The sequence below is a fragment of the Paenibacillus sp. FSL H7-0940 genome, assembly GCF_037979415.1.
Lineage (GTDB): Bacteria > Bacillota > Bacilli > Paenibacillales > Paenibacillaceae > Paenibacillus > Paenibacillus amylolyticus.
Window position 1 is genome coordinate 4,185,796 of sequence record NZ_CP150280.1, and the last position, 12,317, is coordinate 4,198,112.

Genomic DNA, 12,317 nt, shown 5'->3' on the forward strand with positions numbered 1-12,317 from the left:
TCTTCACCACTTTCATATCTCTATCGTTATTCTATTGATCCAACATACATGCCTCTGCCATTTGTACCTACATATACCTGACCATAGATTTGACGGTCTGCCGCCATAATTTGCGGTTCATTGCCCAGCCCGATTCCATTACCTAAAGGACCTATATTGTTCCAGGTTATCCCCATATCATCGGAACGGAAGAATCCATGCACGTTATTTACGGTGCCATATACATAGACAGCCGGAACCAATCTGCCGGGCTGAGCTTTACCAAAGGCAAATAATTTGGAATTCTGTACACCCTGGATCTTGGAAAATGTATTTCCCGAATTCGTTGATGCATATAATCCATCGGTTCCCAGACTCACCCATACATTATTCGCCACGCCAGGTGCAGCCTCGACTTTAATGAAGCTTGTATTGATATCCGTATTAATCGGAAGGCGAACCGTATTCGCTTTGGACCAGTTGGCACCTGCATCCGTAGACCGATACAGATAACCAGCAGCATACATATAAAATTTATATCCATTGATGCGATCCGCAGCCAGTGGATGATTATAGGCAAAGACCATATTCCCCCCGATGGCCTGAAAAGGGGCACCATTCATATTTTGCCATGTTGCACCACGATTCGTGCTTCTGACCGGATTACCGGTCTGGGGGTAATAAACAATTACATTTGGATTAATAGCTGAATAGGCGACCCTCCCCAGTTTGGAGCCAGCCGGAACATTCATTGGAGTTACTGTAACTCCGTTATTGGAAGAGACAAATAAACGTGTGGTGGTACCATACCAGTCACTGCTTCCCAGAAATATCATGTAATTCGGATTTGCCTCGTGATAGTCAATACTCACAATTTCTCGCATACCTGAGAGCGGGATTTTATTAAGAGGAACATCGGTTACATTTTCATGTCTAAATCCGACTTGATCCGTTAAACCACTAAAAAATGAAACACCCTGAGGTGGTGTGGATGCCGTGAGTGCGACGACTTCTTCATGACCATCGGTAATGGCTTCCCAAGTACTCGCTGTATTGCCAGTCAATCCATTGGTACCATTGATATTTTCCGTCTTGTACACGCCAAACCAGTCTGTAGCGTATACGGTGCCCGGATTATGCGGATCAAACTTGATACTGGATGTGGCTGAGAAAAACATGTTGGGTGTCCACCAGGACGGTTTGGATACCAGCGTTTTGCTCACTGTTGTCCAACTCTGTCCGCCATTAACGGAACGATACAGTGGCAGATTATCTCCGCCTGTTCGAACGGCTGCCAGGATGTGATTATCATTATTGGGATCAATCGTGATTCCATAATAAGATGAGTAACTGGAGCTGGGTGTTATATTTGTCCACTGCACACCATTGAACTTGTAGACGCCCTGATTATCCGTGGTCACATACAACGTCCCGTTCTTAGCCACAGTCATACGTGCAGGATATTCGGGACTTCTCCCGGTAAGTTGCCAAGTGGTCTGCCCATTGCTTCTTGGTGCTTTGCTGTACACACCAATGCCGCGAACCCCCGCATACACAACTTGACCTTGCTTCGTCACGGGATTCAATCCATAAGCTACACTCCGAATTCCCTCACCGGACAGTCCGCTAGGTACATCCCATACCTTGCTCCATGTGGCTGCACCATCACTGGAAGTGTACAATCCATCATATCGTGTACCCACATGCAGGTAATTGGAGTTCGTGGGATTAACCGCGATGCTCTCTCCCATGGCTCGATGGATATTTCCATTTGATTCATTCCGAAGATTAAGTCCGGTTCGAGTCCAGGTCTCTCCCCGATCTGTGGATTTCAGAATATCACTCGGCCCCACGTTCCCGTACTTCCCAGCAGCGATATACACGACATTAGGGTTTTGCTGATCCAGCGCAATTCCATCCACGCCGTACAGATTGCTGTCCTCATCTCCAAAATGATCCAGTAGTGGAACCCAATCTCCTGAAGCTGTATCCAACCGATATACTCCTCCAACGTCAGTTCGAGCGTAAACCAGATCAGGCTCAGTCGGATGAATTACCACCCCTGTAACGTACCCCCCACCACCAATAGGTATATTATTCCATTGATAGTTTTGAGCTGATTGAACATAATTTGTACTTGCCGGTATCATGAGCATATACATTAGTAGCACAATCAGGGACAATTTCATTAGCCTGGAGATACGCATCTGGTTCACCGCCCTATCCGATCATTTTGAATGTTCTTCAATCATCTGATGTATCCTATCTCGTTCCGATTGTTCCACGATATAGTAATACACTCCGTCTATTTTCTTGCCCGTGCCTTTAATCTCAACGGATTCAATATGATCCAGTACCGAACGATAATTGGAGAACATCTGCTTCATCTCATCAAAGGTAACGTCGGTTCTGACGTGAGCACTGACTTCGTCCAGCAACGTCTCCAGTTGCAATACGTTGGATACCTGGACCGTATTCTTCAGCACTTGTTTGATGATCTCCCGCTGGCGGTCATTCCGCCCGAGATCTCCCTTCGGATCATCATAACGCATCCGCGAAAATCCCAAAGCAGCTTCACCATCCAGATGAATATTCCCTTGCTCGAACCGGTAACCCTCATAGTCAAATGCAAACGGGTTATTCACATCCACTCCACCCACCATGTCGATGACTTGTGCAAAGCCCTCCATATTCACTTTCATGTAGTAATGTATGGGAACGTTGAGCAATTGTTCCACGGTCTGCACAGACATGTTAACGCCCCCAAAAGCATAGGCATGGTTGATCTTATCCTCCGTGCCGTGACCAACAATATTCGTTCTGGTATCTCGAGGAATGTTAAACATAAGTGCGGATTTTTTCGCAGGATTAACACTTAATACAATCATGGTGTCGGAGCGCCCCCGATCATTGGAACGTTCATCCACACCCAGAATCAAAGCATTAAAAGGTTCTTCATTCTCCATATCCACAGGGAAATCTCCCCCACCCCGCTGGTCTACAATGGATACCTGCTTGATGGGTTCCCGGGGTTCATACATTTGATCCGCCGCTGATTTAACATGCGAATACAGATACACAGAATATCCAATCATGACAACTGCAACAAGGGAAATGGCACCTAATGTTATTTTGATCCCGCGTCTCATGTTATGGCCTCCGTTAGATGACTGCCGTTTTTCTACCATCGATATTGGTTAGACCTGGACGACCAACGGAGTAGTATTGGAAGGACGTATCTTTAATCTGATCTTCTCCGTAGATGTTTCTTCCATCAATCAGGATGGGTTGATTCATATGCGCTGCCAAATCAGTCAGATTAACCTCCATAAACTCTTTCCATTCCGTCAGAACACAGAGTGCATCAGCACCTTCCGCCGCTTTCATGGCACGCTCTTCCCACGTAATGGATGGGGAATCCACCTCTTTGCGGAAGTTCTCGGTAGCGATGGGGTCATATGCCCGAATCACTGCTCCCTGCTCAAGCAAACGCTGAATGATCTCAATCGCCGGAGCATCACGAACGTCATCGGTATCCGGTTTGAAAGCGAGCCCCCAGATGGCTATCTCCTTCCCTTCGAGTGAGCCTAGTGCGTCTTCCAGTTTACGAATGACGTTAAAGCGTTGATCTTTGTTCACTTCCACCACGGACTTCAGCAATTTGAAGTCATAATCCACATTACCTGCAATTTGAATCAGAGCTTGTGTATCCTTAGGGAAACAGGAACCTCCGTAACCAATGCCAGCCTTGAGAAAGGAAGCACCGATTCGTCTGTCATAGCCCATGCCTTCGGCAACACGGCTGACATCTGCTCCTACTTTTTCACAGATGTTAGAGATTTCGTTGATAAATGAGATCTTGGTTGCGAGGAAAGCGTTGGATGCATATTTAATCATTTCCGCCGAGCGAATATCCGTAACAATAATCTGATCGGTTAATGGCTGATGCAGCTCTTTCAACGTGGCGACTGCCCGCTCACTATGTGTCCCAATGACTATCCGGTCAGGATAGAGCGTATCCTGGACAGCGGTACCTTCTCGCAGGAACTCCGGTACCGATGCCATGTCGAATGGATGATTCGTCAAACTGCTGATCCATTCCTGAATACGATCATTAGTTCCGACAGGAACAGTGCTTTTAGTCATTATTATTTTATAATTATCCATATAAGAACCTATTTCTCGCGCGACAAGCTCAATAAAGCTCAGATTTGCTTCGCCATTAGGCAGGGATGGCGTACCCACCGCGATAATGATGATATCCGAACGACTGATAGCATCCTGAATGTTGGTGGTGAAGGACAGCCTTCCTGCTTTCATATTGGCATTCATGATATCCTTCAGACCCGGTTCATAGATCGGAACATGACCGTCCATTAACATATTCACTTTTTCCACATTGTTGTCGACACAGATCACGTTATTTCCCAGTTCCGAAAAACATACGCCCGATACCAAACCCACATACCCTGTGCCAATCACCGTAATATTCATTCCATAATCTCCCCCATGTCCTAATGTGTTGGTTACGCGTGCTTCACATATGTCTGAACAATGTCCTGCCATTCGGTAGACACTCTAACGATATCTTCCTCAATCAGCTGACTGCCGATCTGTACTTCAATGATCTCCAGTTCCGTAACGGCTCTGACGGAATGAAGCATACTCCGGTCAATGATCACCGTATCTCCTTGCCCGATCATTCGGCTCTGCCCATTCAGAATCAATTCCCCCGTTCCCGATACAACCGTCCATACCTCATTGCGAAGCAAATGGTATTGATAACTCAGGTTTTTCCCGGCACTGATGCAGATTCGTTTGGTGAGAACCTCGCCGCCAGCTTCGTTTCTTGTGTAATCCAGAACCCGGTAGCAACCCCACCTGCGCTCCTCATACATGGGGCGTTGATCCTCGTTCTTCAAGATTTCCTTGATCCGTGGGCTGGCTTCTTTGTCACTGACCAGAATGCCATCCGGACTCACGGCGACCACCACATCCGACAAGCCCAATATGGCAACCGGAATGTTCAATTCATTGACCAGGTGGGTATTCAGGGAATCTCCCGTAATCCACCCTTTTCCTACAACCGAGCTTCCCATCTCTTCCGTGAGTGTGTTCCACGTGCCTAGATCTTTCCAGAAGCCGTTATACGGAATAGCAATAATCTGATTTGCCTTCTCGACAACCTGGTAATCAAAACTAATCTTGTTCAATCTTCCGTATTGCTTCAGCATCTCGTCATACTGGATCGGCAGTTCCATCTCAATGAGCAGATTAATCAAATAACCAAGTTTAAAAGCAAAAACCCCGCAATTCCATAATGCGGCCTGCTCAATCATGAGGACCGCATCGGATTCGCAGGGTTTCTCCTGGAACTTCGCTACATTCACGTATTCATTGTTATTTTCACTGGAAGATTGGGATTGCGGAATGATGTATCCGTACTTCTCTGACGGGTATGTGGGCACAACTCCCATTAAGGCCAGATCAGCACCAGACTTATCAAGCATCTCCGGTAAGGTTGCCAGCACTTCGAAGAATTCTTTCTCAACAAAGGGATCTACAGGCAACACTGCAATCGTCTCATTCAGACTCACACTCTCTACGGAATACAGATAGGAGGCTGCCAGCGCAATCGCAGGAAACGTATCTCTGCGCTCGGGCTCCACAACCAGTCTCACATCGTCTCCCAGCTGAGAAGTCAGAATCTCCACCTGTGGCAAACTGGTCGCAATAAGCGCCTCTGATGCAAGTCCGGCATGATTCAGCTGTCCCCATACCCGCTGTACCATGGATTCCGGATTTCCCTCTGGCCCATGAAGAACTTTAAGAAATTGCTTGGATCTGGAATCGTTGGATAACGGCCAGAGACGCTTGCCAGAACCGCCGGATAACAGAATACTTCTCATAGGGCTGCACCATCCGATAACACAACCGTACTTGCTCCCTTGCCGGTCTCGGTTGGTTTGTTATATGTGCTGGTCTGATTGGATTCCAGTCTGCCTGCCGGATTGCTCTTGGTCCAAGCTGCATAATAATTCGAGTTCTTGCCGTATGAATTATCCAGCAGGATGTTCGGTTGATCCAGGAGACAGGCCAGAATATGTCCATGCAGACGGGATGTCGTGATGGTTTGGTATTGATTGAATTCCTTAATGGCCGTATGTACCATCCGATCAGAGTATTTGTACCACAACCAGCGGGCAAAAGAGCTGCCTTTCCCTGACTTTAACCGGGATGTAATCATCCGAATGATCTTCCGGTCTACCCGGTTGTACAATGTCTCCCAGTCTTTAAACGTGGCCTTAGATCCACTGACGGATTCGTAATGCACCTGATTCTGAGTTTTCTCAATGTCTTTCCGGAAGAAATACAACATCTCTGCAGTAGGCTTGCTCTTGGACTTAAGAGGCCATAACTGATGCGCCATATCCGGAGATAGATACACATTGGTTTGTTGAAATTCTTTACTGGCTATCTCATAAGATAAGGTATCCCGGACAAAAAAGTGTACATCCTTATGACGATTGAATACTTGTGCTGTCTTTTTCAATTCAATATCACTCTTGTAAAACATCGTCTGAGGCAGAATGACAATCCGGTGATTCGGATGCTGGGCAATCATGCGCTCTCTCAATTTCTGATGGGCAGGGTACAGATCACCAAAGTTACCTCCCCCGTGCAACACAATCGTGATACCTTCCGGTACCTTGAGGGACAAAGGGCAATCCAGAATGCTGTATCTGGCACGTACATGAATATCATTGTCCCGGAAGAAAGCCTCAGTACCTTTCATAATCAACAAGTCGCCACCATTGCTATGCACCGGGTAATCCAAATAATAGATTTCGGTACGCGGTGGAATGACCTTCAAAATCTGACGTAAATGTCCCTTCAACTCTTCCATTGGATGAATATTGTTAGTGCCCAGCATCTCCATCTCCTCCTTGGGTGACTCTTCTTCTTTTTTTATTTAACCGTTCATAGAGAAACGTCAGATCTTCCTTGTCATAGAACATGGCGGCAAATTTCACCTTAAATACAATCTTCATCGCAGCCACAGTAACCACCATTCGTACAATGGACCCGATCAATAAGGCAATCGCAATTCCGTTGAGCCCCCACAACGGGGTGAATACAAAGAACAAAGCCACCGTTACCGAGAGTGCAATGAGCTGTCTGATCATCACAAGTCCAGGCCGACCCAGTGCATTAAATGCGGATGCCAGAATCCAGGAGCCACCACCAATGATGCATTCCACAGCCAAAATATAAAATGCTACGCTCGCTTCCAAAAATTCGGAGCCAAACAGAAGACCCATCAGGTAGTTCCCCACAAACATGGTGGGTATTACAATAATCATCATGACCATGAGCGAGATGCGGAAGGCTCTGCCAACTGTTCGAATAATCTGCTCTTGGGGCAATCCGGTCACTTTTGGAAAAACAACATTGCTAATCGCCGTCTGAACCGCATTGTAGATTCGGGATAACGCAAATACGACGGAATACAGTCCAAAATCACGCGGGGTGAGCAAAGCCAAAATAATGATTTTATCAAACTGGGTATACAGCGTTCCTAACAATTCAACACCATACACCCTGCTGCCATAACCAAAAAGCTTCTTGGCCGAACTCTGATCCACCCGATCCTTGAACCATCTCAGTCTCAATTCATTACGGTTGGCATAGATAGCCCACGCCACCACGGAGAAGCTGGTTACAAAATAGATCGCAGCCGCGAGCTGAATGCTCAGCATGCCCAGGCCCCATAACACAAAAAGCCCGCCTACATTAAACAGGGGGATCATTAACCGGATACCATTATATACAGCGAATTTCTCCCGACTCTGCGAGAGGGCTGATATGAGATTGATGACAATAAGTACAGGAACGGTTGCAATCGTATACCATCTGGATATCTGCACGACCTCCGGCGGAAAGCTGGAGAGCCAGAAAGGTAATCCAAACCAGGCCACAATGCCAATGATGATGCACACCGGAACTTGAAAAAGAAAGCTTAACCGAACATACTGTGCACTCTTCTCGGTTGCGCTCTGTTTGATGTTATAAATGATAGAAGTTGGTAGTCCGAATCCGACCAATCCGGTTAAGAGTGCTGGCCAGAACAGGATGGCCGAGAATGCACCCTTTCCCTCTACGCCGAACATGCGTGACGTCAAAATGGAAGACAACATCGTCAGTGTCATGACCAGCAGATTGGTTCCACTTGTCTGAAATATGGCACTCATTAAGCCGTTTCCTCTGAATACTTTGCGAAGTGCAACTTGCGCCATAGCGATCCTCATCCCTTACTGTTTTGACGAAGCGACCCAACAATCATGCCGTTTCGGTAACATACTTTGGCAAGCTGACGTGTGAACCGATCTGCATTATAAATGTAGATCAGTGAGGTTGTGATCCCCTGTGCAAGCTTGATGCCATGTTTGGCCGTACGCACAACACCACGATCCTGATCCCGAATAGCATCACTCACACCTTGCCAATAGATTCGGCGCAGAAACCAGTTCTTTGTCGTTCGCTCTTTGGCTACTTTATGTTGTACCGCGCCATACGGCGTGTAATATACCTTGAACTTTGTCCGTATTCTTGCAATTAACTCACTCTCTTCACTGGAGAGGAGGTTGTTCCCCACTCTTCCAAGATCTTCACGGAAGGGAGCCAGTTGATCAAAGACAGATAAACGAAAAGCCACATTGGCACCAAATGGAATATAGGGACTTTTCATTTCAGTGACTTCATCTGCAAAATCCAGAATGGTGAACAGCGACCTGTTCTCCGGTGGAATCCACATTGGCTCAGGCACTTCCCAGATCGGATCAATCTTGCCACCGACACAACCGATATTTTCATTCATCTCAAACACACTAACGATCTGGTGAATCCAGTCCCTGCAAGCAAAGGCATCATCGTCAAGGAACAGGATATACTCGCCACGTGCCTCGTGAATGGCCCGGTTACGGGCTACAGACAAGCCTTGCTTTTCTTCCAACACATACCGGATCGAATGGTTCTCATGCTGCAAGATGGTTTGAAGCACGACTTCCCGTGTGTTGTCTTTTGAATTGTTATCAATGAGTATGATCTCATAGTCGCTGCTTGCGTAATTCTGTTGTATTGCACTTCGTATGGCCTCTACCGCATCCTGTGCACGGTTATACGTACAGATCGCGACGGTTACTTTCATCATTTCATCCCCATATTTTTCAATTAGGTCCACCCGTTCATCTGCACTAACTGGAGTACAGGGTAAGTGTCCTTTGGGCAATCACTGGCCAATCCAGCCGCTCCAACGCTTTGACAAAACCACTGCCTTCCTGAAACTCCGATTGTTTTAACCGGATCATATTCATTGCCTTGAGCAATCCATCCGGATCGGAAGGTTCGTAGAGGACCGCACAATCTTCGGGCAGGTATTCCTCCAACAAGCCAATCCGTGGTGCCACCACCGGTTTACAGAAGGTCAATGCCAGAATCGCACTGCCTGAAGTGGCAATTTGCTTGTATGGAAGAATGATCGAATCGACTGCATCAAAATAATCCGAATATTCATCATCTTCGATGAAATGAAAATGAGTATGAATATGTCCACTCTTGAGAAATTCATCTCCAAGGTCATAATCCTTTACCTTTTTACCGGCAATCAACAGATGGGCTTGTTCGGAATCCAGATCCTTGAATGCCTCCAGCAAATCATCCACGCCCTTGTACGGCGACACCTGACCGAAGAACGCATACACATAACTATCCTCCGGGATGCCAAACCGGGAGCGGATATTCACACCTTTCCCCTGATACACTCCCTTGTAATGTCCATGCGGAATAACCTCGATCCGGCTGGAATCAATCCCAAACGTCGAACAGATCTCAGAAATCAAGGGTTTACCCATGACAATCAGCTTGGAGCAATTTTGGACCAGTATTTTTCTCATCCAATAATCGAACCGCGTCTTGCCGCTGTTGTGTGGCCAGATGTTGTGCACCGTCCAGAACAATTTGGCCCCGCGCAAGCGTGCAAAACAAATCATCAATACATATAGAATCGATTTGATCACTGTTGTCAGCACGGATGAACCTCTGTAATAGAAGCTGGGCCAATGAAAATGCAGCACATCATTTTTTTTCAGTTTGATTAGATCTCTTTTGGTAAACTGTTTCACTTCCCATCCCTTGTTCTCAATGGAATCGGATAACAGCTCATTGAATTTATTGTTCTCAATCATCTTGGGCAGCATATACACCGTCGGATTTTCCATCCAGGCACCTCTTACTTTAGTTTCATTCGCACAGGTTCCTCTGTATACGTACCAACTGCGCGCCTTGCATGAAATCTCATTAGAAATCCTTGCAGCATAATTTTGGTATTACGCTTGAGCAGCACCCAATCTTTCCACCAAGGGTACAGCGACAGTGCTTTTTTCAAATAAACGTTATTGCGAAGTGTATTTCTCGACCATTCGAGCATTCGATAATGGTGTAACTGACGGCGCTTCTGTTCCTTGGACATGTCATTGTAGTATTTCAAAATAATCTTGCGTTGGCCCTTGTACTTGGCCGTTGTAGAGGTTGAAATTCGTGGACCACTGTGGATGTTGATATCCACCAGCGGTTCTTTCACATTCACGGCGATGTAGCCTCGTTTCAATATACGCAGATAAAAATCATAATCCTGAGCGGATGTCAGATTTTCATCAAATCGAACTTCACGGGCCAGTGAGGTAAGTACCATGATTTTGGACGTTTCCCCAATCCAGTTGAATGTAAGCAGATCCTCATACCGAATAACATCGCGAGGTTCCACCGACAATTTCCGTTTGACCACCTGATGCTGCTCATTCGTGTATGCGAGATACTTGCTGCAAAAGGTGAATGATTCCTGTGTACGCTCCAGCACTTCCGCCTGGGTTTTTATTTTGTCAGGCATCCATTCATCATCATCATCCAGGAAGGCAATGTACTTGCCATTGGCTTGGGATATCCCTACATTCCGTGCATGGTTGGCTCCTTTGGGATATGGAACCCGGATGTACCTAATCCGTGAATCTTCCCGGGTCCAAGCCTGACAGATCTCTGGGGTCTGATCTTCTGAACCATCATCCACAATGAAAATTTCCAGATACGGATGTGTTTGCTCCCGTACACTTCTCAACGCATTTTTCAATAAATCGGCCCGGTTATGGGTCGTAATGATGCAAGATACCAAGGGGTTCATCTCATCACCTTTTCCTGTTCACTAGGATACCTTCACTTGAAGTGCATCATATATTCCTGATAATCTGCCCACGAGAAGATTCATATCGAACTTATCTGATATAATCTCTCTGTTATGTGAACCCATTCTTGCTCTAACCTCTTCATCCGTGATGAGATATTCCAGCGCTGATGTCAGCCCGTGCACATCTCCCGGCTCGATTAACAGCCCATTATGACCGGATGTAATCACTTCGGGGATGCCTCCGACGGTGGTCGATATAATGGGCAAGCCACAATTCATTGCTTCAAGTATGGCCATAGGTAATCCCTCATGATAAGAAGGCAGGACCAGTAGATCCGCTTCCCGCATCAGCTTTTCCTTTTGCTCTCCGTTAATCCAGCCGAGTACATTGACACGATCCTCTATTCCATACTGCAGCACGATTGCTTTGACTTCTTCGACTTCACCATCCCCTGCCAGATTAAAGGTGGCTGTAACGCCCAGCGCCTTTAATTGCTGAATGGACTGAAGCAGATCGTAGACTCCTTTTCGCTCACCCAGTCTGCCCATGAAGAGAGCATTAACGGCTGTTTGTTGTTCTCTTACAAACGGTTCTTTGACAAAGACCCCGTTATAAAGAACCTCAATCGCTGTCTCCGGCACAATCGTAGCAAAGTATTCTTTCCATGTCTGGGACAAGACAATCAACTTGTCTGCCTGATTCAGAATGTAGTGACAATACTTGCGCTGCAGAGCAAATTGATTGTAGAAATCATCAAAGCTGGCCGCATGAATATGCAGAATAACTGACTTTCGAAACAACTTTCGTGCGGTTAGCAGAAATAGAGACTTCCGATAAAAGCTCCCATTGTTCGCCATATGAATATGCACGATATCCGGCTTAAACGTGTACAGTTTCATCCAGAATTGCATGAATCCCCGTATAAAAATAAGTAGCCGTGATAACACGCTGCCCGTGATATACGTTTCGACTCGCTGCATGGCATACATTTCCGAGATGGAGGAATCCTCAATGTTTTTGATGACACTCACAATTCCGCCCATATCCTTCAAGGATGATCCAACAACCAATACTTTTGGTTTCATGATAGACTCCTTTTTT

The 12,317-nt window shown here is 46.3% G+C and carries 10 protein-coding genes; all 10 read right to left on the reverse strand.

The window, feature by feature from the left end; all coding sequences use genetic code 11:
- Window positions 1-26 precede the first annotated feature (26 nt).
- From MHB71_RS18650 to MHB71_RS18695, 10 genes are read right to left on the reverse strand one after another with little or no spacing between them, the layout of a single operon-like run.
- Window positions 27-2,186 carry a hypothetical protein gene (locus tag MHB71_RS18650; protein ID WP_076319073.1) on the reverse strand — a complete coding sequence of 720 codons (2,160 nt, stop codon included), beginning with the start codon at window positions 2,184-2,186 and terminating at the stop codon, window positions 27-29.
- 21 nt (window positions 2,187-2,207) lie between these two features.
- Entirely contained in the window at window positions 2,208-3,128 is a 921-nt protein-coding gene (locus MHB71_RS18655; protein WP_036668922.1) for an LCP family protein, read from the reverse strand.
- Between the two features lie 13 nt (window positions 3,129-3,141).
- Window positions 3,142-4,473 carry a UDP-glucose/GDP-mannose dehydrogenase family protein gene (locus MHB71_RS18660; RefSeq protein ID WP_047841972.1) on the reverse strand — a complete coding sequence of 444 codons (1,332 nt, stop codon included), beginning with the start codon at window positions 4,471-4,473 and terminating at the stop codon, window positions 3,142-3,144.
- 32 nt (window positions 4,474-4,505) lie between these two features.
- Window positions 4,506-5,888 carry a sugar phosphate nucleotidyltransferase gene (locus MHB71_RS18665; protein WP_047841971.1) on the reverse strand — a complete coding sequence of 461 codons (1,383 nt, stop codon included), beginning with the start codon at window positions 5,886-5,888 and terminating at the stop codon, window positions 4,506-4,508.
- A complete protein-coding gene (locus tag MHB71_RS18670) occupies window positions 5,885-6,913 on the reverse strand; it encodes a polysaccharide pyruvyl transferase family protein (RefSeq protein WP_047841970.1) in 1,029 nt (342 codons plus the stop codon). The genes MHB71_RS18665 and MHB71_RS18670 overlap by 4 nt, the downstream gene beginning before the upstream one ends.
- Window positions 6,900-8,276 carry an oligosaccharide flippase family protein gene (locus MHB71_RS18675; protein ID WP_036668918.1) on the reverse strand — a complete coding sequence of 459 codons (1,377 nt, stop codon included), beginning with the start codon at window positions 8,274-8,276 and terminating at the stop codon, window positions 6,900-6,902. The genes MHB71_RS18670 and MHB71_RS18675 overlap by 14 nt, the downstream gene beginning before the upstream one ends.
- Before the next feature lie 8 nt (window positions 8,277-8,284).
- A complete protein-coding gene (locus MHB71_RS18680) occupies window positions 8,285-9,190 on the reverse strand; it encodes a glycosyltransferase (protein ID WP_235431526.1) in 906 nt (301 codons plus the stop codon).
- A gap of 43 nt (window positions 9,191-9,233) precedes the next feature.
- Window positions 9,234-10,256 (reverse strand): glycosyltransferase, encoded by a 1,023-nt coding sequence (locus MHB71_RS18685; protein WP_076209611.1) that lies wholly within the window; start codon window positions 10,254-10,256, stop codon window positions 9,234-9,236.
- A gap of 11 nt (window positions 10,257-10,267) precedes the next feature.
- Window positions 10,268-11,212, reverse strand: a complete 945-nt coding sequence (locus tag MHB71_RS18690; protein WP_340027236.1) for a glycosyltransferase family 2 protein — start codon at window positions 11,210-11,212, stop codon at window positions 10,268-10,270.
- 21 nt (window positions 11,213-11,233) lie between these two features.
- The gene (locus MHB71_RS18695) at window positions 11,234-12,301 is read right to left on the reverse strand and encodes a glycosyltransferase family 4 protein (RefSeq protein ID WP_340027237.1); all 1,068 of its coding nucleotides are present in this window, start codon (window positions 12,299-12,301) and stop codon (window positions 11,234-11,236) included.
- Window positions 12,302-12,317: the final 16 nt, after the last annotated feature.

What these genes read in the sequence shown, in the direction of transcription:
- MHB71_RS18650 (WP_076319073.1), bottom strand. Translation starts at nt 2,186, where the DNA reads ATGCGTATCTCCAGGCTAATGAAATTGTCCCTGATTGTGCTACTAATG.
- MHB71_RS18655 (WP_036668922.1), bottom strand. Translation starts at nt 3,128, where the DNA reads ATGAGACGCGGGATCAAAATAACATTAGGTGCCATTTCCCTTGTTGCA.
- MHB71_RS18660 (WP_047841972.1), bottom strand. Translation starts at nt 4,473, where the DNA reads ATGAATATTACGGTGATTGGCACAGGGTATGTGGGTTTGGTATCGGGC.
- MHB71_RS18665 (WP_047841971.1), bottom strand. Translation starts at nt 5,888, where the DNA reads ATGAGAAGTATTCTGTTATCCGGCGGTTCTGGCAAGCGTCTCTGGCCG.
- MHB71_RS18670 (WP_047841970.1), bottom strand. Translation starts at nt 6,913, where the DNA reads ATGCTGGGCACTAACAATATTCATCCAATGGAAGAGTTGAAGGGACAT.
- MHB71_RS18675 (WP_036668918.1), bottom strand. Translation starts at nt 8,276, where the DNA reads ATGGCGCAAGTTGCACTTCGCAAAGTATTCAGAGGAAACGGCTTAATG.
- MHB71_RS18680 (WP_235431526.1), bottom strand. Translation starts at nt 9,190, where the DNA reads ATGATGAAAGTAACCGTCGCGATCTGTACGTATAACCGTGCACAGGAT.
- MHB71_RS18685 (WP_076209611.1), bottom strand. Translation starts at nt 10,256, where the DNA reads ATGGAAAATCCGACGGTGTATATGCTGCCCAAGATGATTGAGAACAAT.
- MHB71_RS18690 (WP_340027236.1), bottom strand. Translation starts at nt 11,212, where the DNA reads ATGAACCCCTTGGTATCTTGCATCATTACGACCCATAACCGGGCCGAT.
- MHB71_RS18695 (WP_340027237.1), bottom strand. Translation starts at nt 12,301, where the DNA reads ATGAAACCAAAAGTATTGGTTGTTGGATCATCCTTGAAGGATATGGGC.